We start from the raw sequence: 21,999 nt of genomic DNA on the forward strand, positions 1-21,999 counted from the left end.
CGTACAATTGCCCGGTCCCCTAGGATTTTTGGCCTCGACCACCGCGATCGGATCGATTTGGACGGGCCCGAGGGATCTCGATCGGAGCCGTTCTCCTAAATGGGATAACATACTTTAACAACTTGGAAAATCACAGACGTGCGCTAAACCCTATGGGGCAGAAACGCTGGCTATTTCTTCTAAAACTCTTCCTGTTAATCCTGTTAGGGGGCGCGTTGGGTTTGGCTGCGTTTTGGTCTGCGTTTTGGGGCGATTCGATCTATTGGACCGTCGCCTTGTGCTTGCCTGCGGCTTTAGTGGTCTTTTGGCCGATCGCCAACCACTTAGCCACTCGCCCTTACCGTCGCACTCTCGCCAGACACGAAAGTGTGCTCGAAGTCGGTCTTCGCTTTTTGGGAACCGTTCTCGCGGCGATCGCCGGGGCCGGAGCGGCGATCGCCGGGGGAACGGCCCTCGTTTGGGCGGCCATGGGTCAGAGCGATCGCGCCATTTGGGCGGCCCTGTTGGGGCTCAAATCCCTCGGTATCTGTGCCGGATTGGTCGCCTTCGTCCTCGCCCTCGTTTTTGGTGGCGATTGGCTCAGTCGTAAGGTCAAAGCAGTCGAAATCGATATCCTCTATCTCTGTGGCGCCGGAACGGCGATGTTAGTGTTCGGGAGCTTGGTGTTGGGCGAAACCTGGATCGGCTATCTCAACCCGCAACAGGTGGCCGATCGCAACGCCCTCGCCACTTGGATCGGCGTTCTCGGTGTCGTTTACGCGATCGTCCAAATTATCGGCGCCACCGAGAAAGAAAAGCGTGCAGTCACCTCAGACTCGACGACCACGGCTGTGGTAGTAATAATAATGGCTGCTTTATTTTGGGCGCTCGGAGAAGCCTTTGTGCCTGTAGTCATCGGCGTTTTAGCGTGGCTCGGGGCCTTGGTGTTGGACAAGGAATGCAATCGTTCCAAATGGTAGGGAGTTCGGGGCGAGCGAACCCCGCCTTGGGCGCGCGATCGCCCCAAGTGACGGTTGCCCCTCTCCTTGTCTGAGTGAAGTGAGCCGTCCCTTAAACGTACTGCGATCGGTTGACGCTCCCAGCTCCCGATTCAATTCCCTCTAACCGACCCTAACTGCGATCTCCATGCTTAACTCTAATCTGGCATCTCCTCTTTCACTCTCTAGCCCTGAGAAATCGTTCATGTCCCGCACCTCGTCTGTTACCGTAACTGTTCCGGCCACAACTGCGAATCTCGGTCCCGGGTTTGACTGCATTGGGGCGGCACTGACGCTCTACAATCACTTTAAGTTTTCTCGCCTCGACCGCCACCCCCGGCGCTACGATTCCGAGCAGTCTCTGGAAATTTCGGTCAGTGGTGCGGAAGCCCATCGGGTCAGTACGGATGAGAGCAATCTCGTTTATCGTTCGTTTCTCAAGTTGTACGACTGTCTCGGTCACGAACCTCCCCCAGTGGCGATCGAGATCGATTTGGGGGTTCCTTTAGCCAGAGGCTTGGGCAGTTCTGCCACGGCGATCGCCGGGGGTTTGGTCGCCGCCAACGCCTTGGCGGGAACGCCCCTCACCCGCGCCGAAATCGTCCAACTGGCGATCGAGATCGAACGCCATCCCGATAATGTGGTTCCCGCTTTGCTCGGCGGCTGTCGTCTGGCGGCGGCGAGTACCTTTGGCGAGCGATCGGACCTTCCCCGAATGTGGGAAATTTGCGAGATTCCCTGGCACCCGACGATCGTCCCGGTGGTCGCCATTCCCACTTTTGAACTCTCTACAGAAAAAGCCCGTGGGGTATTGCCGGAGCAGTATACCCGCGCCGATGCGATTTTCAATACCTCTCATTTAGGATTGCTCGTGCGCGGTTTGGAAACGGGTAACGGCAATTGGCTGCGCGCCGCCATGCAAGACCGCATCCACCAGCCCTATCGCGAAATGCTCATCCCCGGCTATCAAGCGGTACGCGCGGCGGCGATCGAGGCTGGGGCTTACGGCATGGCGATTAGCGGCGCCGGACCGACCGCATTAGCCCTCGCATCGATCGCCGATGCTCCCGCCGTCGCCGCCGCCATGAGTTTGACTTGGAAAGAATACGACATCAAAGCCGAAGCGCGATCGCTCTCCTTGGATAGTCGCGGCGCAATGGTCAAATATGGCGATTGACACTCCCCTGCCTCAAGGCGAGGGGATGCTTCATTCATAGATCCAACCTGCTGTAAGAAAACCAGAATTCCCCACCTTGGGGGGCGGGCATCTTGCCCGCAACTCCCCTTCTGGCTTACCCTCTAAAATCTAAACTCTCAACTCTCAACTCCCCAAAGTTGCATCGCTTCAGCAAAATGCACTCCGAACAACGAGGCTTTTGCGCCGTACAGACCGCCGCCCCAAAATCGATTAAGGTCAGATTCCAGACGCCCATCTCCCGTTTTGGGGCTACCTCCTGGGCGAGAGACCACAACAGGGCATCTCGGGACTTGACCCGCCCGCCTTCGACGCCGAAAAAGCGTTCGAGAATGCGTGCAATATTGGTATCGAGGACTGCGAGGGGGCGATCGAAGGCTTGCGAAAGGATCGAGCGGGCAGTGTAGCGACCCACTCCAGGCAATTTGAGCAATTCCGTTTCGCAATCGGGCAGTTGACCGCCGTGGGCTTCATTTTCCAAGATCGATCGCGCCGCATCGAGCAGACGGGGGGCGCGAAATCGCAGTCCGAGGGGTTCGAGTAAGGCGCTCAACTCTTCCAGGGAAGCGTCCCCAAGGGCGGCTAAGGTGGGATAGCGAGCCATAAACGCTCGATAAACGGGTAAGGCGTGATTGGCTTCAGTTTTTTGCAGCAAACATTCGGCGACGAAGATCCCATAGGGATCGCGCGATCGCCGCCAGGGAAAATCTCGCCTGTGGGTTTGCCCCCACTTCAGTAGTTGTTTGCGAAACCATCGCACAGTTTTAGCATCGGGCGAACCCTCGGGCGATCGCCCCGATGCCCGAGATTCTGTCAACTTTTTTGATGGCTTCGATCGCCCGCGATCGTCAACGCCATCCAGACCATGCACCTCAAAACAAAAAAGGTGAGCGCCGTACCACGGGAGCCAATCCGTTGACACGGGAGTTGGAGCGATTGCGCTTTAACTGCTCGTGACGAAAGTTCACCAAGATCGCATTGAGTTCCTCCATATCGATCAAGAACGCATCGTGACCGTGAGGAGAATGCAACCAGCTCAATTCAGCATTAGGCATATAAGTCGCTAATTCTTGTTGTTCCGTCGGCGGATAAAGCAAATCGGAATCGATCGCCACAATCGAGGCGGGTTGGGAAATCCGCGCCAACACCTTGTAATAATCCTCCAAACCGCGCGAGAGATCGTGAGTGTCCATCGCCTGGGTCAAGGTAATGTAAGTATTGGCATCGAAGCGTTTGACCAGTTTATCCCCTTGATGCTGCAAATAACTGGCGATCGCCAAGCGTCCGTCTTCCTGCACGGTTCGGGAAAAACGCTGCTCGAAACTTCCCCAAGCGCGATAAGTACACATCGCCATCATCCGGGCCGCCGCCAATCCGGCTGCAGGCGGTTCGTCAATCGTGTACAAGCCCCCGCGCCAATTCGGATCGGCATAAATCGCCTGTCGTTGGGCTTCGCTCAAGCCGATACACCACGCCGAATGTCGTCCCGATGCGGCAATCGAGGCGATCGCCTCTACCTTATCCGCATACAAAATCGCCCATTCCAACACTTGCATCCCGCCGAGGGAACCGCCGACCACGAGCTTGATCTGTTCGACCCCGAGTACCTCCAACAGCGCCGCCTGAACCCGCACCATATCCCGGATCGTAATCCGTGGAAAATCCGGGCCGTAAGGGCATCCCGTCGCCGGATTGACTGAGGTCGGTCCGGTCGTCCCGTAACAACTGCCCAAGACGTTGCTGCAAATGATGAAGTCTTCTTCTGGGTCAAACGCCCTTCCCGGTCCGAACAAGGGTTCCCACCACTCATCCGCATCGGCCCATCCGGTTAACGCATGGCAAATCACCACCGCATTATCCCGTGCGGCGTTCAGTTTGCCCCACGTCCGGTAACCCACTTGCACGTTGCCGAGCATTTCTCCCGACTCGAGCAAAATCGGTTCGGGAAGTTCGCAAAATTGCGTGTTTGGGGAAATAAACCACTGGTATTTCATAATCTTTCGCTTTGGCGATCGCGCGCTCTTACTTTCTTGAACTATACGCTCGATCGGTCAACCCGATCGAGGGCAAGCCCCGGGTAAAGGTCAAATCCGTCGAGCCGATCTCAATGCCTTCGTTGCTTTGACGCCGGGATCTTTCGCCGATCCAGAATTGAGGGAATCGAGATCTTCTGTCGATTTCGGGCGATCGCCGTCTTCTCAAAACCGCTATCCGCCCAGCCGACAACTCGCTCCCCTCTTTCCCTTGAGCGACACCCGCCGTCCCTAACCGACCGCTTTAAAAGCTTGCTCGAAATCGGCCTTGATATCATCGATATGTTCGATTCCCACGGAGACCCTGACCATATCCGGGGTCACCCCAGAAGACTCTTGTTCCGCTTCACTTAACTGTTGGTGAGTCGTCGAAGCCGGATGGATGACCAATGTCTTCGCATCGCCGACATTCGCCAGGTGACTCGCCAGTTTGACATGATTGATAAAGGTGCGTCCCGCTTCCATCCCGCCTTTAATGCCGAAGTTGAGCACGCATCCAAAGCCGTTGGTCAGGTATTTTTTCGCTTGGGCGTGATAGGGATTGCTTTCCAATCCCGCATACTTGACCCAATTGACTTTGGGATGATCCGAGAGCCACTGAGCTAAAGCCAGGGCATTGTCCGCATGGCGTTGCACCCGCAAGGATAAGGTTTCCAATCCTTGCAACAGCAAGAAGGCGTTAAATGGACTCATGCAACCGCCCAAATCGCGCAACCCTTCCACTCGGGCGCGGATGATGAAAGCAATGTTGCCAAATTGGCTCTGCGGTCCGAAGGTCTCGTAAAAATTGAGGCCGTGGTAACCTTCGGACGGTTCGGTAAACATGGGGAATTTGCCATTGCCCCAGTCAAATTTACCCGAATCGACGATGACGCCGCCAATCGAGGTGCCGTGACCGCCGATCCATTTGGTGGCGGAGGCGGTGACGATATCGGCGCCGTGGGCGATCGGGCGGCAGAGATATCCCGCACAGCCGAAGGTGTTGTCTACGACTAAGGGAATGCCGTTTTCGTGGGCGATGTGGGATAAGAGTGCAAAATCGGGGATGTTGCACTCGGGGTTGCCGATGCTTTCGACGTAAATCGCTTTCGTGTTTTCGTCGATCGCCTTGCGGAAGCCTTCGGGATCGTCTCCTTCGACGAATTTGACGTCGATTCCTAACCGGGGAAAGGCAACTTTGAACTGGTTGTAGGTTCCCCCGTACAAGAAACTCGTCGAAACGATGTTATCTCCCTTTTGGCAAATCGTCGCCAGTGCCAGGAACTGCGCCGCCTGACCGCTTGCCGTCGCCAGGGCCGCTACCCCGCCTTCTAACGCGGCAATCCGCTTCTCGAAGACGTCGTTGGTCGGGTTCATGATTCGGGTGTAAATATTCCCGAATTCTTGTAAGCCAAACAGTCTGGCGCCGTGATCGGCATCGTCGAAGACGTAGGACGTGGTCTGGTAAATCGGCACCGCCCGGGCATTCGTTCCCGGCGCGGGTTCCTGTCCTGCGTGGATTTGTAGCGTTTCAAATTTATAGTTCTGGGCTTCGTTGGTAGACATTCAAACTTCCTCAAATTTTTAATTGACGGTCGCACGGGTCGGCAATGCGTCCGCCCGGGCGGACGAGCCACCTCGATCGCGGCGCAAACCATCCGAAAGCAGGACTTTTCGGATGTTCTCGATTATACTCCCAAATCCCGCTCGGGAAACCGTATTTTAAAATTATTAACAATAAGAACTTGCTTTTTTGCCACCAATGCTTTATACCGCGCGATCGCGAGGGGGCTTGGGAAGGGCGATCGGCAACGGAAACCCAGAACAGGCGGTCGAAATTGTTGGTGGCGAGCCAATCTCGATGACGCCCGACTGACTCAGATCCTCATGGGTACAGGCGTAATAGAGATTTTATCATTGTAGTTTGGCAAAACTGGATACAGACAAAGACTCGGACTTATCGATTTGTTAACGGCGATCGCCCCGGCGCCCCAACCGAACCCTCCGAACCCTCGTCACTCCCGGCTTTTGAACCGAGTCGAGCAGGTGCTTACCACAGAAATGCCCCGGCAAAGATAGTAAGTATTTATTCTCCTTTAGCCTTGCCATTGGTTTTTCCTACTCAACACCTGTTTTCAAAACTTCATCCAACTTAATATACTGAAACAGTTGGTAATGAGTATTTATTCCCATCCACATGTTTTCCCTCAACATTCCCTGGCTCAGCGCCATCCTCCTCTTACCCATCGTCGCCTGTATCGCCATCCCCTTCATTCCCGATAAAAACGGCAAAACCCTGCGTTGGTATGCCCTGGCGATCGGAATCGCCGACTTCGCCCTGACCGTCTTCGGCTTCGCCCGAGACTACAACCTCAGCGACCCCAACTTCCAACTCGTCGAACGTTACCCCTGGGTACCGCAACTCGGCTTGAACTGGAGTCTCGCCGTCGATGGCATCTCCATGCCCCTGATTTTGCTGACCGGGTTCGTGACCACCTTAGCGATTTTCGCCTCGTGGAACGTCACCTACAAACCCCGGCTATTTTACACCCTGATGCTGCTGCTCTATAGCGGCCAGATCGGCGTCTTTGCCGCATCCGACCTCTTATTGTTCTTCTTAATGTGGGAACTCGAACTCGTTCCCGTGTACCTGCTCATTTCGATTTGGGGCGGACCGAAACGGCTCTACGCCGCCACTAAATTTATTCTTTATACTGCATTAGCCTCTATCTTTATTTTGATCGGTGGCTTGGCCATGGCCTTCTACGGCGATACCGTCACCTTCGACATGGCCGAACTGAGCGCCAAACACTATCCCATCGCCCTCGAACTGCTGCTGTACGGCGGTTTGTTAATTTCCTTCGGCGTCAAACTGCCGATTTTCCCCCTCCACACCTGGTTACCCGACGCCCACGGCGAAGCCTCCGCCCCCGTTTCGATGATTTTGGCCGGAGTGCTGCTCAAAATGGGGGGTTATGGCTTAATTCGCCTCAACGTTGAAATGCTGCCTCACGCGCACATTTACTTCGCTCCCGTCCTCGCTATTTTAGGCGTCGTCAACGTCGTTTACGGGGCGCTGACCGCCTTCGGACAGGAAAATCTCAAGCGTCGTCTCGCTTGTTCGTCGATTTCCCACATGGGATTTGTGTTAATCGGAATTGCCGCCCTCAACGAGCTGGGAATTAGCGGCGCCGTCTTGCAAATGCTGTCCCACGGTTTGATTGCTGCCGCCTTGTTCTTCCTGTGCGGCGTTACCTACGAACGGACTCATACCCTGCTGATCGAGAAAATGGGCGGTATGGCGAAATCGATGCCGAAAGTATTCGCTTTGTTCACCGCCGGATCGATGGCGTCGTTAGCCTTACCGGGAATGAGCGGTTTTGTCAGCGAATTGACCGTGTTCTTGGGTTTGGCGAGCAGCTACGCTTACAGTACCCCGTTTAAAGTGGTCGTAATTTTCTTGGCGGCGGTCGGTTTGATCGTGACGCCGATTTACCTGCTGTCGATGTTGCGTCGGGTGTTTTACGGGAAAGAAAATTTGGGTTTCGAGTTCGACTTGCAACAGTTTGTCGATGCGAAACCGCGCGAAATTGCGATCGCCGCCTGCTTGTTGTTGCCGATTGTCGGAATCGGGTTGTATCCGAAAGTGGCGACTCAGACTTACGACGTCAAAACGACTGCAGTGGCGACTCAAGTGCAGAATGCGTTACCCGTGTTCGCTCAAGAGCAAGATCGCTTGTTCTCCGGCGGTTTGTTCGCGCCTAAGCTGGCGCCGAGTCAAACGACTGGATTGCTCAGTATTGCGGATTTGGGTAAAGGAGCCTAAGCCGGGATTGAAGGTTGCCATGCCTTAACGCGAGGAGAAAACAAAAAGTCCGACTGGGATCGCTTCAGTCGGGCTTTTTTGTCGAGGGGGCGATCGCCGCCGACGCCAGGGATACGAGGGTTATGGAGATGGAGATCGAGGGATAGATTGGCCGATCGCTGATGGAAAACAAAACAAAGTCATTTCTATTTCGTCCCCACAAGCTCATAGAATGAGAAATCGGCAGTTTCAGAAGCAAAGACCCCAGCCTTGAAACTATTTGTCTATCACACTCCCGAATTAACTCCGAGCGATCGCGTCGCGGACTGCGCGATCGCCGTCGATGTCCTACGAGCGACAACGACGATGGTTACGGCTCTGGATGCAGGTGCCGAAGCCGTTCAGGTCTTCAGCGATATCGAGCAGTTAAAACAAGTTAGCGAACATTGGCCGTCCGAGAAACGAATTCGGGCGGGAGAACGCGGCGGATCGATGGTTGACGGGTGTGACATGGGGAATTCTCCCCTGGACTGCACGCCGGACCGGGTGAGCGGACGCCGTTTGTTTATCAGTACGACGAACGGAACCCGCGCCCTGCAGTGCGTAGAAAAGGCGCCGTCGGTGTTGGCGGCGGCGTTAATCAATCGCCAAGCGGTCGTCGAGTTTCTGGCTCGGAAGCGTCCCGAAACCCTTTGGATTGTCGGTTCCGGTTGGGAAGGGAGTTTTTCTTTAGAAGATACGGTGTGTGCGGGGGCGATCGCCCACAGCTTGCAGGAGATGACGGGCATTTCCCTCGTCGATTTGGCTGGAAATGACGAAACGATCGCCGCGATCGCCCTTTACTTGCAATGGCAAGACCGCCTGTTAGAACTGATGCACCACGCCAGCCACGGTCATCGCTTGCTGCGCTTGAACAACTCCGCCGATTTGGAGTATTGCGCCCAAACCGATATCCTCACCACGGTCCCGGTTCAAAAAGAACCCGGGGTTTTGGTCAAACAATAACCTGCGCGTCCCCTCTTCATTTTCGGGGAAGCTACCGACGGGGAAAGGATCGATCGGTTTGCCAACATTGGCAAAGGTGTCGGGCAATTCGGCGTGCGGCTCCCGGTTCGCCCATGCGGCGCCCTCCGTTCGTGGCGATCGCCTGTAACGTATCGGGATCGCGCAACAAATCGGCGATCGCCCCCGCCGCACGATCGGGGCGATCGAGCAAAATTAACGACGGTCCGAGTAACCGACTTTGAGCCTCGGCAAAAGCGGGGGTAAATTGCGGGCCGCCTCCGGGAAAGGCGATCGCCGGTTTACCTAAACCGATAAACTGCTCCGTCGCCGTTCCCGCCATGGCCAAGGCGAGATCCCCCTCGCGCAAGCATTCGACAAAGCCTTCGCAGGTTAACAGCACCGTTGCGCTTTGCTGCTGGTAGAGGGCGCTCGACGCTCTCGAAAATAAGGGTTCTAGGGATTCGGGAACGGCAATGGGCGCGCGATCGTCAATTTTATGCCAACCGAAATTTTCTAATTCTTGCCCTAAATGTTCGAGACTGAGATCCGGGGCGATCGCCCCTAGAAAAATCTGCGGGCGTCGGGGATTGGCTTCGACTAAACCCGCCACCGCCGCCAGAATTTGCTGCCAATTCCGGTAAGCTTCCGGAACCCGCGATCCCGGTAACAGGGTCACCACCAGAGATCGTTCCGTTTCCTTGCGTTCCGCATCGCGATCGTCAAAAACAGGCGCCGGGCGATCGACCTCCAAATCGTCCATCATCGGATTGCCTAAATCGAGCGCCGCAATCCCAAATTTCACTAACGTTTCCGTGGTCAAAGAATCCCTCGGGAATACGGCCCGACAGCGCCGATGTCGCATCAACCAGCGTTCCCACGGCAGATAAACCGAACCCGACCAGCTTTCCAAACCCTCGAACCAGGTTCGACGGGGTAAAACCCCGGCTTCGTCGCGCAAGTAATATTCCGATTTCGCCGTTCCGACAAAGACATACTCGGCCCCACTGGCCCACGCCATCAACAACGGTAAAATATCGCCGACGGCTAAAATAACTCCTCCCTGTTTCGCCCAATGGCGCACCGCCTGCAACTGCGCCCAGGTCAGTTGAATTAAGCCCTGACGAAGATCGCCCCAGAATTGGCGTCCGTCCATATAGATAAATCCCCCGGAGGGCATTTTTTTGACCGGACCGATAAAGCTGACCCCTTCGAGGGTTTCGTAAGCCCGTCCCTCCCCGACCAGGGGTAAAACGAACCGTTCTAGGGAATGGTCTTGTTGTTGCAGTTGGCGCAAAATGCGAACGGCGATCGCATCTTCCCCATGACCGTTACTCAAACACAGTAGTTTCATTCAATCTATAGCTTGTCGGGATTTTAGAGTTTAGAGTTTAGATTTAGCGAAACCATAAAAGCGCTCATCTTCAGTTCGCTACAGATGTGGGGTTTTACCTCCTGCGCTCTACTTTTTGCCTCTTGGCTTCTCCCTTCCCACTCCCAACTGCCGCCTACTCCCTTGCGATCGCGGAATCTTTGATTATAATAGAAAGAGAACACGGGGGGCCGTACTGGTTTCGACAAGTTGGTGAAATCCAACCCGTGATTCAGGCCGAGAGTGAGTCTCCTCTCGTAAATCCAAGACTCAAACAAAAAAGTAAATGCGAACAACATTGTTCCTTTCGCTCGCAAGGCAGTTGCTGTTGCCTAAAACTTCTCTATAAGTTTGAGCGGTCTGTGGTTCGACTCCGTTAAGAGCTGCGGACAAAACCCCAACGGATGCCCTAGCAACTTTTCTCTGGTTGATTGCTAGTTAAGACTAAACCAGTGCATCCCGCCACTAGGGATAATTAGTGGTCCCCGCCTGGAGGGTAACCCGGGCTAAGCCTGTGAACGAGCGGTAGGCCACTACCCAGCTTGGACAGCAGTTCGATTCTGCTCGGCTCCATAAACAAGAAAGCCACTCTTTGAAACAAAAGGGTGGCTTTCTCTTTGAGAACACTTTTGCCGTCAATAATGGCTAAACGTCTTTTTCACTTAAATCTTGAATGAGATGCTCGAAGGGTTCGTCCAGCCAAGCACCGATGGTAATTCCCGCTTGAGCGACTTGTTCTTTAACCAATTCTTGCAGGATAGAAATACCGACGACGGTCGAACCGATGGGTACACCTAAAGAATTGTAGGTTTCGCGCAAGCCTTGGAGTACTCTTTCATCGAGGACGTCGGTATTGCCAGCGACTAAAGCGTAGCTGGCATAGCGCAGATAATAGTCCATATCCCGCAGACAAGCCGCATAGCGGCGGGTGGTGTAAGCGTTGCCACCAGGACGAATCAACTCGGGTAATTCGGCAAACAGACGGGAACCCGCTTGTTTGACCAAAGTCGCTGCATTGGCGTTGATGATAGCTGCGGCTTGAACGCGAGCCGTGCCACTCTCGAAGTAAGATTTGAGTCGGTCGATGGCGTCGCGATCGAAATAGCGACCCGTCACGTCATAGTTTCTAATCAGGCTTGTTACTGCGTCGCGCATTAAATTCCTTCTCCCAACAATAATAAAAGGGTTGTCTCACTAACTTTCGCTGTTTTGACTAGTCTTATTTCAACAGCAGAAAACTCTAACGCCCAACTTCAATAAATAGGGGAAGAGCGGGATGACTTTATGAAAAACTCCGCACCCATCTTTACTATCTGTTCTTGTGGGCGTCAGATCCGTAGACGTTTCGTAGTCTACTACAAAGCGATACCCAGCAACATATCTCAATCCCTCAAGGATAAAGAACTTCATATTTCGATCGCCCGACGCCGAGAGCTACCGGAGGGGAAGGGGGTAAGACTTTAAGATTTTCTCAATAGGCGATCGCCCGCCAATGTGATTAAATCCATCCAGGGTTCGCTGACACGGCGGAAGTTTGGTAGCGTTTGATACAAAACGACCGAGAGCCTATCCCTAGGATGATTCAGATAAGTTCGGCTTTGACAAGGCGTGTGGCCCGCATCGGCCACAGGAGTCAAACCTTAGAGCGAATCCGCATCCCCGAGCGGCGATCGCGAAACGCTCTGGCGCTCGCCGTCGAGTTGAGTCGAATTCGGCTCAAGTCACCCCAACCCCTGTCAACATTCACTTTGAATCAGGCCCCCCTAAATGACCCCTCCCCAGTCTGACTCACACAGGTGCTGGGATTTCATACCTAGGGCATTCGCCCCACTGAGCCGTTCTAACTTGTCACGACACTCCTGCATCGTCGTGAACTTCCAACCCAGTCAAAACTGAGGAGATATTTATGCCCGAGACTGCCCAACAAGTCCTAGATCTCATCCGCGAGCAAGATATCCAAATTATCGACCTCAAATTTGTCGATATGCCCGGAATCTGGCAGCACTGCTCGTTTTACCGGGATCTGATCGACGAGAGCGCCTTTACCGAAGGTGTTGCCTTTGATGGTTCGAGTATTCGCGGCTGGAAAGCGATCAACGAATCGGATATGGCCATGGTTCCCGATCCGACGACGGCGTGGATCGATCCGTTCATGGAACAGCCAACCTTGAGCATGATCTGCAGCATCAAGGAACCGCGAACGGGAGAATGGTACAGCCGCGACCCGCGCACGATCGCCCAAAAAGCCCTGGATTACTTGATTTCGTCCGGGCTTGGCGATATTGCGTACTTCGGACCGGAAGCCGAATTCTTCATCTTTGAAGACGTCCGCTTCGATCAAACCCACAACGAAGGCTTTTACCACGTCGATAGCGTCGAAGGGCGTTGGAACTCTGGAAAACAAGAACCGGGTGGAAACCTCGGCTACAAACCCCGCTATAAAGAAGGCTATTTCCCCGTCTCTCCGACCGACACCATGCAAGACATGCGGACGGAAATGCTGCTGACGATGGGCAAATGCGGCGTGCCGATTGAAAAACACCATCACGAGGTAGCCTCGGGGGGTCAAAACGAGCTGGGAGTTCGCTTCGCTCCGATTATCCAAGCGGCAGACTACTTGATGGTGTACAAGTACGTCGTCAAAAACGTTGCCAAGAAATATGGCAAAACGGCGACCTTCATGCCCAAACCGATCTTTAACGATAACGGTTCGGGAATGCACACCCACCAGTCGATCTGGAAAGACGGTCAACCCTTGTTCTGGGGTGACGGTTACGCCAATATGAGTAAGATGGCCTTGAACTATATCGGTGGCTTGCTCAAACACGCTCCGGCGATTTTGGCCTTGAGTAACCCCTCGACCAACTCGTACAAACGCTTGGTTCCCGGATTTGAAGCCCCGGTGAACTTGGCCTATTCTCAAGGGAACCGTTCCGCCTCGATTCGGATTCCTCTCTCCGGCGAGAATCCCAAAGCGAAGCGCATGGAGTTCCGTTGTCCCGATGCGACCTGCAACCCCTATCTGGCGTTTGCGGCGATGCTGTGTGCGGGGATTGACGGCATCAAAAATGAAATCGATCCGGGGGATCCCCTCGATGTCGATATCTACGACCTCAGCCCGGAAGAATTGGCGAAGATTCCTTCGACCCCCGGTTCCCTGCTCGACGCTCTCAAGGCTCTCGAAGCCGATCACGAGTTCTTGTTGGCGGGTAACGTGTTTACGGAAGATTTCATCACCAACTGGATCGAGTACAAGTTGGATAACGAAGTTAACCCGATGCGCTTGCGTCCCCATCCTTACGAGTTCTCGCTCTACTACGACGCTTAAACTCCCCCGGAGGGCGATCGTTGCCTGACGCGAAAGGCCACCTCACTAGAGGTGGCTTTTTCGTTACAATTGTTGACGTTTTTAGAGAGATTTGACGTTCTGACGATCGCCTCGGGATAGCCGAACCATGACTGATTTGCTCGCCAAACTGGCTTATCAAACCGTTCAATACACAAAAAGCTCTTTCGCACTCACCCACAAGACGTTAAGTTCCCGTCTGCTCAACTTGTTTTACGACGTTCCCGGAAAAGATCAACTCAAACCCCTGTCCCCGGAACTGCTCGAAACCTTACAAACGAGTTTGGCTCGATTGCTCGAAACCGAGTGGAAAGATGCCGAACGGGGGATTTATCCGGTGGAATTGCTGTTTGACAATCCTTGGGAAGACTTTTTATCCTACTATCCCGCTCTTTTACTCGACCTGCCGCGCCTTCGCGAGCGATCGCTGCAACAGAACTATCGCGATTTTGCCGAAGACCTCGACACCGACAACTATCCCAACTACTATCGCCGCAACTTCCATTTCCAAACTGACGGCTATTTCAGCGACTTGTCGGCGAATCTGTACGATTTACAAGTCGAAATTCTCTTTAACGGTTGTGCGGATGCAATGCGCCGCCGCGTGCTCGCGCCCCTCAAACAAGGTCTGGAAGCGGGATTTCCCTCGGTTCCTGCCCGAGATCTGCGGATTTTAGATATTGCCTGCGGGACGGGTCGCACCCTCAAATTCTTGCGGGCCACGATCCCCCAAGCGAACTTATTTGGGGTAGATTTATCGACGGCTTATTTGCGTAAAGCAGCCCAATTGCTGGGACAATTACCCGGAGAACTGCCCCAACTGGTCGGGGGCAAGGTCGAAGAACTGCCCTATCGAGGGGGTTATTTCCATGCCGCGACCAGTGTCTTTTTATTCCACGAACTGCCCGGAACTGTTCGCCAACGGGCGATCGAGGAATGTTTCCGGGTCATCAAACCGGGAGGGTGGTTCGTCATTTGCGATTCGATCCAACTCGGGGACGTTCCGGAGTGGGACTCCTTACTGCACAATTTCCCGATTTCTTTTCACGAACCCTACTATAACGATTACATCCGCGACGATTTGGAACGCCGTTTGCACCGTGCCGGGTTTGGCGAAGTTTATACTCAAATGCACCACGCGAGTAAATATTGGGTGGCGCGCAAACCGCAAATCGAGGCATAACGGGGATCGACGATCGCCGAGCTGGAGTGAGGGGCAGACGCGCCTAAAATAGAGCGATCGCCCCGGCTTCCTACGGTACGATGAATTGCACTATAGACTGAAATGGAAACACCCCTATTCAACAATACGGAGAGGTCATGACCCCAGAAGTAGAAACCCAATCAAGTGAGAGCCAATCGACTCAAGAACTGCTCGACACTTCGACTCCGATCGATTTGGTCGAAGAAATTGAAACGGTGATCGCCAGCATGGCTCAAGATCAAAAAGTCATGTTCGCTCACAGTGAAGCGGGCTATTTTTGGAAATTTCAATACGGTAGCGTTCAAGTGTTCGTGCAGTTGACCGGAACTACCGATGAAGATACCTTGAGTGTCTGGTCATTTGTTTTAGATCTTCCGGCGAAGAACGAGCCGCAATTAATGCGAAAACTGCTGGAAATGAACTGGCTGTCTACTTACGAAGCCCGTTTTGCGATCGTGGACGATCGCGTGGTGGTTTTGTCGAATCGCACCGTCGCCGATATCAATCCGAGCGAAATCTCCCAGGCGATTACGATCGTGGCGACTCTCGCCGACGATAACGACGAACTGCTGCAAGCCGAATTCAAGTAAACCGAACGCGCTTAGCGATTTCACCTCTTTTTTGCGATGAGTTTCCCTACCTGGCGTTTGATTCCTCCGATCGCGGCGAACGGTCGCCTGCAAATGGCGGTCGATTGTTGGCTGCTGCAAGAACATCGCGCTGGGAGGCAACCGCCGAGTCTGCGCTTTTACACCTGGACCCCGGCGGCGATTTCTTTGGGATACCACCAACGACGGTGGCCCCGACGCTGGCAGGAGTTAACCTGGCAAGGCGAACCGATCGCCTTAATTCGCCGACCGACCGGAGGACGGGCCGTTTTGCATCAGGGGGATCTCACCTATGCGGTGGTCACTTCGGAGGGCTGTGGCAATTTGACGGCGGCAACGCGGGGCGATCGCCGCGCCACTTACGAGGCAATTTCTCAGTTTTTAGTCGAAGGCTGGGCTCGTTTGGGGGTGCCGTTAAACTACGGCCAGGAGCGATCGCCCGACCGTTCCACTCCCAACTGTTTCGATACCGCCACTGTCGCCGATTTGGTTCGACCGGATGGGGTCAAAGCGATCGGCAGCGCTCAATTACGTCAGCGTCACAGCATCTTACAGCACGGTTCGATCCCGATCGACCCCTCTCCCCAGTTGTGCGAGCGGATCTTCGGTTCCTCGGGTCGAGGGTCGGGGATGAGGTGCTATTTAGAGGCGATCGCCCCCGACTCTACCACTCTCGACCCTCGACAACTCTGGTTGGAACGAGCGATCGCGGTCCTCGTCGAAGCCGCCGAGCAGTGTTTTCGGGTGCGCCTCGTTCGCCAACCGCTTACGGAGGCGGAATGGGAGCAAATTGCTCGCCTCGGTCCCCCTCCCCTGAATCCGGAAAAGCCCGCCCTGCGGCTTTCCTGAGATTAAGATTTGCTGGCGCGATCGCCGCCGTCGAGCGCCTCTGCGGTGGCTTTGGCGATCGCCCCGAGTTGCAATCCCGGGGGATAAGTTCCTTCTTCTTTAATCCGTTTGATTTCCGCCGCCGAAATCGGGAAATTGAGCTTTTGTGCCAAACTGCGGACGATGTCGCCGCGATCGATAATCCCCGCGACTGCACCCGCGCGCGACAATACGGTAATTTGGTTGAGTTGGTGCGACTCCAAGCGCTCGATCGCCTCTACCATCGATGCCTCTTCGCCGACCGCCACGATCTCGCCCAAGGGTCGCACGATCGCCTGTAACCGTTGCATTTCCCACTCGCTGCGTTCGATCTCCCGTAACCGTTCGGGCATCACCAAACCGCGATAGCGCCCGTCGGAGGCGGCAAAGTAAACGGTGGGTTGCAACTCGCCGAGTAAGTAATCGTCGGCAAACTCGCGCAAAGTCATGTTCGCATCGACGACGCGAAATTGTCGGGTCATCACTTCTTGCGCTTTGAGTTGAATCAGGGCTTCTTGCAAGTCGGTCAGGCGGTCGTAAGCGCTGGCGTTGCGCAAGCCGAACCAGCCGAGTAAGGCAATCCACAAGCCTCCGGTTCCGGCGCCAGCCCCTCCGACTAACAGGGCCGTCAACCCGAAGGCGATCGCGATCGAGCCGAGGATTTTACCCGTTTTTGCGGCCCAATGAACCCCGCGAAAGCGATCGCCCGTAATCTTCCAGACCGCCGCTTTGAGCACTTGACCGCCATCGAGGGGCAACCCGGGAATTAAGTTAAACGAGGCCAGGACTAAGTTGATCGTGGCCAGATCCCGGGCTAAAACGGCGATCGGGGACAGTTCCGGCAAAGTCCCCCCCAACAGCCCCAAACCGACGAATAAACCAAAACTGACCGCAGGTCCGGCGATCGCCACTTGAAACGCTTGACCGGGGGTTTTCGATTCCTGTTCGATCGAGGCAATCCCACCAAAAATAAATAGGGTAATCGAATTGACGTTAATCCCTTGGGACTTGGCGACCAAACTGTGACCGAGCTCGTGCAGTAACACCGAGCCGAACAACAGCAACGGCATCGCCAATCCCGCGCCCCAGCCGACGACGGGTCCCCACTGCGGCACGAATTTGGAGCCGTTGAAGAGGGTGAGGAGCGCAACAATTACAAACCACGAAGAATCGACGTACAGGGGAATCCCAAAAACCGATCCGATTCGCCAACCTGCCTGCATGAAATTTTCCTTATCCGAATCTGTACTGCGACGGCTCGGAGCCTCCCTCGTCTCGTTGAAGCCGACCGATCTTTATTTATTGTACTGACTTTGCCGTCGTGGATTCGGCGATCGCCGGAACGGATAAGGAATCACTGGTGGCGATCGCTCCATAAAAAATGCCCCCGATGGAGGGGCAAGTTTCAAATATTCGAGCTAATAACGGTGCGATCGCGGTTCCTGACACGACCCGATCGCCGTTCTTAAATGAAGGCTGTCAAAGGACGCCTGCGTTCGCCAAACCCAAGATGATTCCCGCACCGAGAATATGACCCAAACAAGCGGTACCGAGGAGTTCGGGAACGCCAAAGTTTTTCCACAACGGGGTTAAAGAAACGGGTAACGCCGGACCGACTCCCGGATTTTGAATGGCTTTGTAACCGATCGCGATCGCGAATAAATTACAAAGGATCATGACGATCCCGACGCTGGGAGACCAGGAAACGGTGGTAGCAGTAGCAGCGAGTAAAGTAGTGTAAAGCAACTTGCTATCTCCTGAGTTGATAAATTCTAGAAGTCAGGAGAATTATAAGAATTTCTCCGGAGAAAACAATAATTTGTCTCAATAGTTAACAGTTATGCAAAATTTCGATACAAAACTAGATAATTCATCTCAAAATACGGCGATTAGAGTTAAGATTTGTGGCATTACTCGGGACGAGGATGGCGAGGCGATCGCCCGCATGGGAGCCAGTGCGTTGGGATTTATCTGCGTGCCGAGTTCGCCGCGCTATGTCGGCGTCGGCCAAATTCGCCAGATGGTCGATCGCCTCCATTCGTGGAGGGTCGGGGCGATCGGAGTTTTTGCCAATGTCGGAACGGAGCCCATTGGTAACGTCGTCCGCGAGGCGGGACTGACGGGAGTTCAGTTACACGGGGACGAGACGCCGGAGTTTTGCGATCGCCTGCGCGCCGAATTAGCTGACGGAATCGAAATCATTAAAGCCTTCCGGATTAAAAGCGAGGCAGATTTAGAACGCACCCGACTTTACCGCGATCGGGTCGATACCTTCTTGTTAGATGCCTACCATCCGGGTCAGCTCGGCGGAACCGGACGCCAACTCGACTGGACCCTACTCGACGGCTTCGATCCGGGGGTTCCCTGGTTGTTGGCGGGAGGCTTAAACCCGGATAACGTGCTGACGGCGATCGCCCGAGTCCGTCCCACCGGGATCGACTTGTCGAGCGGGGTAGAGCGATCGCCCGGGATTAAAGATCTAGCCAAAGTCGCCCGCTTGTTCGAGCAATTGGGCGCGAGGGGTCAACAGCGACCGTAACCCGGAAATCCGGGTTACGGTCTCCATCGGGAAACCTTAGAAAAATGCGGGTTGGTGGCGGATCAAATTAAGAAACTCTTCCCGAGTTTTTTGATCTTCTTGAAAAACACCGACCATCGCACTCGTCACGGTCCAAGAACCGGGTTTTTGCACCCCGCGCATGACCATGCACATGTGGGTCGCTTCCATTACCACGGCGACCCCTTGCGGGTCGAGAATTTCTTGAATCGCTTCCGCCACCTGACGGTTGAGGCGCTCCTGCACCTGCAAGCGTCGGGAGTACATTTCGACAATCCGCGCCAACTTGCTCAACCCCACCACTTTCTCGTTGGGGATGTACGCCACGTGAGCGCGTCCCATAAACGGCAGCATGTGGTGTTCGCAGAGGCTGAAGAAATTAATATCGCGCACCAAGACCATTTCGTTGTGGCCCTCGTCGAAAATGGCGTTATTGACAATTTCTTCGAGAGATTGGTGATAGCCACTGGTGAGAAAGCGCATGGCTTCGGCGACCCGCTTGGGCGTTTTGAGCAAGCCTTCGCGTTCCGGGTCTTCGCCGACGCCGAGGAGCATTTCGTGCACCGCCTCGGTCAAGCGTCGTTCGTTTTCGGCGTCGTCTCGTTCCGGGGGGATGTAGTTTTCTCGAACGCTGTCACGAGCGGGTCGCGTTTGAACGGAACGCGGCTCGGTGGGGTTGGGGGTTGCGGAGGAATTGGCAGTCATTTTCGATGGCGAGCCACTGGACCCGTTAGAAGAAGCAATAGTCATGACGAGTTGTTGATTAGGGTTTGGAATAGTGCGGATATAGAGCGGTTAGACGGGGGTTAGAAGTTCCCGGCATTGGAGACGAGGGTTAATTCGTCGATCGCCGCACTGGCGGGTAATAAGGCGGCGTGAACGATCGACTCGGCGACGATTTCGGGGGTGAGCATTTGCGAGCGGTCGAAATCGGCGTTTACCGTCGGGGTATCCCAAATCGGCGAGTTGACCGCGCCGGGGGAAATGATGGTGACGCGAATGCCATTGGCGCGCTCTTCGGCTGCCAGGGTTTTGGAAAGGCAGACGAGGGCGGCTTTGCTGACGTTGTAGGCGCCCCAACCCGGAAAGGCTTCGTAGGCGGCGACCGAGGCGACGTTGAGGATGGTTCCTTGCTGGCGATCGCGCATGGCGGGTAAGATCGCACCAATGCACTCGAAGACGCTGGTGAGATTGAGGTCCATGACCCGTTGCCAGTCGGAGAGGGGGGTGTCGATCAGGTTGCCTGTATAGCCCATTCCGGCGTTGTTGATCAGCAAGTCGATCGGGCCGAAGTCATCGGCGATCGCCCCAATCTGCTGCCGCACCTGGGAGATTTTAGCCAGATCTACGGGATAGGGTTTGCATTCGACTCCGTAGGTGGCGGCTTCGGCGGCGACGGCAGCCAAGCGGTCTGCACGACGACTGACCAGGGCTGAGGGAACGCCTGCTTTGGCCAAGGCGAGGGCGGTGGCTTTGCCGATGCCACTGCTCGCTCCGGTGATCAGGGCGCGTAATGGTGTTCGATCGCTCATGAAAAGGTTCGATCTGTTTTGATAGAATTACTTATTGCTCGACGTTGGCGGCAGACTTTATAATCTAGTGTTCTAAACCGCCGCGATCTCTCGGAGCGGGTGGGGAGATGGGCGACGTGCGCGCGCCGGAACCGGACCCCATCCGATTGAGGGTGGGGGAGAACCACGAAAAAGCCCACAAAAAAGTCCGATCGCGAGTCGTCTGAGGAATCGCCCGGGCGATCGTCGCGAGAGCGGGCGACGAGGCAGCGCGAACGAGCCGCTCGCCGGACGCCACGAGGGTGCGAGGGTTCGTGTTTCCCTCTACAGAACGATGCCGGGGTCGGTGTCGTGGGAGGGGTGGGGAAAGTTCGATCGCGATCGCCCAAGGGGCAGCCGCGAGGACGGTGCAGACTGGACTGGAGCCAGTCTGAGAAAAAGGTAAACAAATGTGACAACTTGCACGATTATATCACTGAGAATGGCGATGCCGGGAGCGATCGCCAATTTCTCGGGGTTCAGGCGGGCAACTCCATAAACACGCCGATGCGCCGGAATTTTTGATAGCGTTGTTCCCGGCGTTGTTGGCTGGTGAGTTGGCTGAGTTCTTCTAAGGTGCTTAACAGGGCTTCTTTGAGGGTTTCCGCCGCTTTGAGGGGGTTGGAATGGGCCCCGCCGACGGGTTCGGGTAAGAGACGGTCTAAGATGCCGAGATTTTTGAGATCCCAGGACGTAATTTTGAGGGCTTCGGCGGCTTGGGAGGCTTTGGCGGCATCTTTCCAGAGAATGGCCGCGCAGGCTTCCGGGGTGGCGACGGTGTAAACGGCGTGTTCTAGCATCAGCAGGCGATCGGCGACGCCAATACCGAGGGCGCCACCGGAACCGCCCTCGCCGATCACCGTACTGACAATCGGCACGTCGAGGCGGAACATTTCGCGCAAGTTATAGGCGATCGCCTCTCCTTGTCCTTGGTGTTCGGCTTCGATGCCCGCCCAGGCTCCGGGAGTGTCGATAAAGGTGAAAATCGGCATTCCGAACCGATTGGCGTGTTCCATCAGGCGCATGGCCTTGCGGTAGCCCCCCGGGGAGGCCATACCGAAGTTGCGGGCGACGTTATCTTTGGTATCGCGGCCTTTTTGGTGGCCGAGGATGACCACGGGAATGCCGCCGACGCGACCGATGCCGCCGACGAGGGCCGGATCGTCGTTGCCCCGGCGATCGCCGTGCAGTTCCATCCATTCGTCGGCGATCGCCTGGATGTAGTCCAGGGTACTCGGGCGCCGGGGATGGCGGGCGAGTTGCAGCCGTTGGTAGGGGGACAAACTGCTAAAAATTTCTTGCCGCAGTTGGGAGGCGCGGGCTTCGAGCTGGTGGATTTGATCCGAGACATCGACGCCGTTTTCGGTGGCGAGGTCTCGAATTTGTTGGATGCGTCCTTCCAGCTCCGCGAGGGGTTTTTCAAATTCTAAAAGAAAGGTTCTGCGCTCAGTCGTTGCCATAGTGAATATTCCGTTACCAGCGCTCGCAAGTTCGGCGATCGCCC

The 21,999-nt window shown here is 55.1% G+C and carries 21 protein-coding genes and 1 other RNA gene; 10 read left to right on the plus strand and 12 right to left on the minus strand.

Features of this window, described 5'->3' with window-relative positions; translation table 11 throughout:
* Positions 1 to 152: 152 nt before the first annotated feature.
* Together HCG48_RS15820 and thrB are read left to right on the plus strand one after the other, a co-directional pair.
* Positions 153 to 959 (plus strand): hypothetical protein, encoded by an 807-nt coding sequence (locus HCG48_RS15820; RefSeq protein WP_168570019.1) that lies wholly within the window; start codon positions 153 to 155, stop codon positions 957 to 959.
* 223 nt (positions 960 to 1,182) lie between these two features.
* Entirely contained in the window at positions 1,183 to 2,154 is a 972-nt protein-coding gene (thrB, locus tag HCG48_RS15825; RefSeq protein ID WP_168570020.1) for a homoserine kinase, read from the plus strand.
* Between the two features lie 115 nt (positions 2,155 to 2,269).
* On the opposite strand, the gene HCG48_RS15830 is transcribed toward thrB, so the two are convergent.
* The 3 genes from HCG48_RS15830 to HCG48_RS15840 all read right to left on the minus strand — a co-directional run bounded on the left by HCG48_RS15830 (position 2,270) and on the right by HCG48_RS15840 (position 5,750).
* Positions 2,270 to 3,043, minus strand: coding sequence for an HhH-GPD family protein (locus HCG48_RS15830; RefSeq protein WP_246259582.1), 774 nt, complete (start codon positions 3,041 to 3,043; stop codon positions 2,270 to 2,272).
* 1 nt (position 3,044) lies between these two features.
* Positions 3,045 to 4,166, minus strand: a complete 1,122-nt coding sequence (metX, locus tag HCG48_RS15835) for a homoserine O-acetyltransferase MetX (protein WP_168570021.1) — start codon at positions 4,164 to 4,166, stop codon at positions 3,045 to 3,047.
* 270 nt (positions 4,167 to 4,436) lie between these two features.
* Entirely contained in the window at positions 4,437 to 5,750 is a 1,314-nt protein-coding gene (locus tag HCG48_RS15840; RefSeq protein WP_168570022.1) for an O-acetylhomoserine aminocarboxypropyltransferase/cysteine synthase family protein, read from the minus strand.
* Positions 5,751 to 6,381: 631 nt separating this feature from the next.
* Between HCG48_RS15840 and HCG48_RS15845 the strand changes: the two genes are divergently transcribed.
* A complete protein-coding gene (locus tag HCG48_RS15845) occupies positions 6,382 to 8,010 on the plus strand; it encodes an NAD(P)H-quinone oxidoreductase subunit 4 (protein ID WP_168570023.1) in 1,629 nt (542 codons plus the stop codon).
* Between the two features lie 249 nt (positions 8,011 to 8,259).
* The gene (locus HCG48_RS15850) at positions 8,260 to 8,994 is read left to right on the plus strand and encodes a 2-phosphosulfolactate phosphatase family protein (RefSeq protein ID WP_168570024.1); all 735 of its coding nucleotides are present in this window, start codon (positions 8,260 to 8,262) and stop codon (positions 8,992 to 8,994) included.
* 31 nt (positions 8,995 to 9,025) lie between these two features.
* Here HCG48_RS15850 and HCG48_RS15855 read toward each other — a convergent pair whose 3' ends face one another.
* Complete coding sequence (locus HCG48_RS15855) at positions 9,026 to 10,345, minus strand: lipid-A-disaccharide synthase-related protein (RefSeq protein WP_168570025.1); 1,320 nt, start codon at positions 10,343 to 10,345, stop codon at positions 9,026 to 9,028.
* A gap of 205 nt (positions 10,346 to 10,550) precedes the next feature.
* On the opposite strand from HCG48_RS15855, the gene ssrA reads away from it, so the two are divergent.
* Positions 10,551 to 10,939: a transfer-messenger RNA gene (gene ssrA, locus HCG48_RS15860) on the plus strand.
* A gap of 69 nt (positions 10,940 to 11,008) precedes the next feature.
* On the opposite strand, the gene apcB is transcribed toward ssrA, so the two are convergent.
* Entirely contained in the window at positions 11,009 to 11,518 is a 510-nt protein-coding gene (gene apcB, locus HCG48_RS15865) for an allophycocyanin subunit beta (RefSeq protein WP_168570026.1), read from the minus strand.
* Positions 11,519 to 12,269: 751 nt separating this feature from the next.
* On the opposite strand from apcB, the gene glnA reads away from it, so the two are divergent.
* The 4 genes from glnA (at position 12,270) to HCG48_RS15885 (ending at position 16,370) form a co-directional block, all read left to right on the plus strand.
* Entirely contained in the window at positions 12,270 to 13,691 is a 1,422-nt protein-coding gene (glnA, locus tag HCG48_RS15870) for a type I glutamate--ammonia ligase (RefSeq protein WP_168570027.1), read from the plus strand.
* A 127-nt stretch (positions 13,692 to 13,818) separates the two neighbouring features.
* A complete protein-coding gene (locus tag HCG48_RS15875) occupies positions 13,819 to 14,892 on the plus strand; it encodes a class I SAM-dependent methyltransferase (RefSeq protein WP_168570028.1) in 1,074 nt (357 codons plus the stop codon).
* A 137-nt stretch (positions 14,893 to 15,029) separates the two neighbouring features.
* The gene (locus HCG48_RS15880) at positions 15,030 to 15,503 is read left to right on the plus strand and encodes a YbjN domain-containing protein (protein ID WP_168570029.1); all 474 of its coding nucleotides are present in this window, start codon (positions 15,030 to 15,032) and stop codon (positions 15,501 to 15,503) included.
* Positions 15,504 to 15,539: 36 nt separating this feature from the next.
* Entirely contained in the window at positions 15,540 to 16,370 is an 831-nt protein-coding gene (locus HCG48_RS15885) for a lipoate--protein ligase family protein (RefSeq protein WP_168570030.1), read from the plus strand.
* Between the two features lie 2 nt (positions 16,371 to 16,372).
* Here the strand turns inward: HCG48_RS15885 and HCG48_RS15890 are convergent, their stop codons facing one another.
* The 3 genes from HCG48_RS15890 to psaK all read right to left on the minus strand — a co-directional run bounded on the left by HCG48_RS15890 (position 16,373) and on the right by psaK (position 18,134).
* A complete protein-coding gene (locus HCG48_RS15890; RefSeq protein ID WP_168570031.1) occupies positions 16,373 to 17,611 on the minus strand; it encodes a site-2 protease family protein in 1,239 nt (412 codons plus the stop codon).
* Positions 17,612 to 17,687: 76 nt separating this feature from the next.
* Positions 17,688 to 17,837, minus strand: a complete 150-nt coding sequence (locus HCG48_RS15895) for a hypothetical protein (RefSeq protein WP_168570032.1) — start codon at positions 17,835 to 17,837, stop codon at positions 17,688 to 17,690.
* Positions 17,838 to 17,867: 30 nt separating this feature from the next.
* A complete protein-coding gene (gene psaK, locus HCG48_RS15900; RefSeq protein ID WP_168570033.1) occupies positions 17,868 to 18,134 on the minus strand; it encodes a photosystem I reaction center subunit PsaK in 267 nt (88 codons plus the stop codon).
* Between the two features lie 142 nt (positions 18,135 to 18,276).
* Between psaK and HCG48_RS15905 the strand changes: the two genes are divergently transcribed.
* Complete coding sequence (locus HCG48_RS15905) at positions 18,277 to 18,927, plus strand: phosphoribosylanthranilate isomerase (RefSeq protein ID WP_168571917.1); 651 nt, start codon at positions 18,277 to 18,279, stop codon at positions 18,925 to 18,927.
* A gap of 36 nt (positions 18,928 to 18,963) precedes the next feature.
* Here HCG48_RS15905 and folE read toward each other — a convergent pair whose 3' ends face one another.
* The 4 genes from folE to accA all read right to left on the minus strand — a co-directional run bounded on the left by folE (position 18,964) and on the right by accA (position 21,955).
* Positions 18,964 to 19,695 carry a GTP cyclohydrolase I FolE gene (gene folE, locus HCG48_RS15910; RefSeq protein WP_168570034.1) on the minus strand — a complete coding sequence of 244 codons (732 nt, stop codon included), beginning with the start codon at positions 19,693 to 19,695 and terminating at the stop codon, positions 18,964 to 18,966.
* Between the two features lie 56 nt (positions 19,696 to 19,751).
* Complete coding sequence (locus HCG48_RS15915) at positions 19,752 to 20,477, minus strand: SDR family oxidoreductase (RefSeq protein WP_168570035.1); 726 nt, start codon at positions 20,475 to 20,477, stop codon at positions 19,752 to 19,754.
* Positions 20,478 to 20,541: 64 nt separating this feature from the next.
* Positions 20,542 to 20,754, minus strand: a complete 213-nt coding sequence (locus HCG48_RS15920) for a hypothetical protein (protein ID WP_168570036.1) — start codon at positions 20,752 to 20,754, stop codon at positions 20,542 to 20,544.
* Between the two features lie 220 nt (positions 20,755 to 20,974).
* On the minus strand, positions 20,975 to 21,955 hold the full coding sequence (accA, locus tag HCG48_RS15925) for an acetyl-CoA carboxylase carboxyl transferase subunit alpha (protein WP_168571918.1): 981 nt from the start codon (positions 21,953 to 21,955) through the stop codon (positions 20,975 to 20,977).
* Positions 21,956 to 21,999 lie beyond the last annotated feature (44 nt).

The sequence above is a fragment of the Oxynema aestuarii AP17 genome, from assembly GCF_012295525.1.
Lineage (GTDB): Bacteria > Cyanobacteriota > Cyanobacteriia > Cyanobacteriales > Laspinemataceae > Oxynema > Oxynema aestuarii.

Bases quoted from the DNA above. Each gene is read 5' to 3' on its own strand.
- HCG48_RS15880 (WP_168570029.1), top strand. From the start codon at position 15,030: ATGACCCCAGAAGTAGAAACCCAATCAAGTGAGAGCCAATCGACTCAA.
- HCG48_RS15855 (WP_168570025.1), bottom strand. From the start codon at position 10,345: ATGAAACTACTGTGTTTGAGTAACGGTCATGGGGAAGATGCGATCGCC.
- thrB (WP_168570020.1), top strand. From the start codon at position 1,183: ATGTCCCGCACCTCGTCTGTTACCGTAACTGTTCCGGCCACAACTGCG.
- HCG48_RS15915 (WP_168570035.1), bottom strand. From the start codon at position 20,477: ATGAGCGATCGAACACCATTACGCGCCCTGATCACCGGAGCGAGCAGT.
- HCG48_RS15820 (WP_168570019.1), top strand. From the start codon at position 153: ATGGGGCAGAAACGCTGGCTATTTCTTCTAAAACTCTTCCTGTTAATC.
- HCG48_RS15885 (WP_168570030.1), top strand. From the start codon at position 15,540: ATGAGTTTCCCTACCTGGCGTTTGATTCCTCCGATCGCGGCGAACGGT.
- HCG48_RS15840 (WP_168570022.1), bottom strand. From the start codon at position 5,750: ATGTCTACCAACGAAGCCCAGAACTATAAATTTGAAACGCTACAAATC.
- HCG48_RS15875 (WP_168570028.1), top strand. From the start codon at position 13,819: ATGACTGATTTGCTCGCCAAACTGGCTTATCAAACCGTTCAATACACA.
- accA (WP_168571918.1), bottom strand. From the start codon at position 21,955: ATGGCAACGACTGAGCGCAGAACCTTTCTTTTAGAATTTGAAAAACCC.
- HCG48_RS15890 (WP_168570031.1), bottom strand. From the start codon at position 17,611: ATGCAGGCAGGTTGGCGAATCGGATCGGTTTTTGGGATTCCCCTGTAC.
- apcB (WP_168570026.1), bottom strand. From the start codon at position 11,518: ATGCGCGACGCAGTAACAAGCCTGATTAGAAACTATGACGTGACGGGT.
- metX (WP_168570021.1), bottom strand. From the start codon at position 4,166: ATGAAATACCAGTGGTTTATTTCCCCAAACACGCAATTTTGCGAACTT.
- HCG48_RS15845 (WP_168570023.1), top strand. From the start codon at position 6,382: ATGTTTTCCCTCAACATTCCCTGGCTCAGCGCCATCCTCCTCTTACCC.
- glnA (WP_168570027.1), top strand. From the start codon at position 12,270: ATGCCCGAGACTGCCCAACAAGTCCTAGATCTCATCCGCGAGCAAGAT.
- folE (WP_168570034.1), bottom strand. From the start codon at position 19,695: ATGACTATTGCTTCTTCTAACGGGTCCAGTGGCTCGCCATCGAAAATG.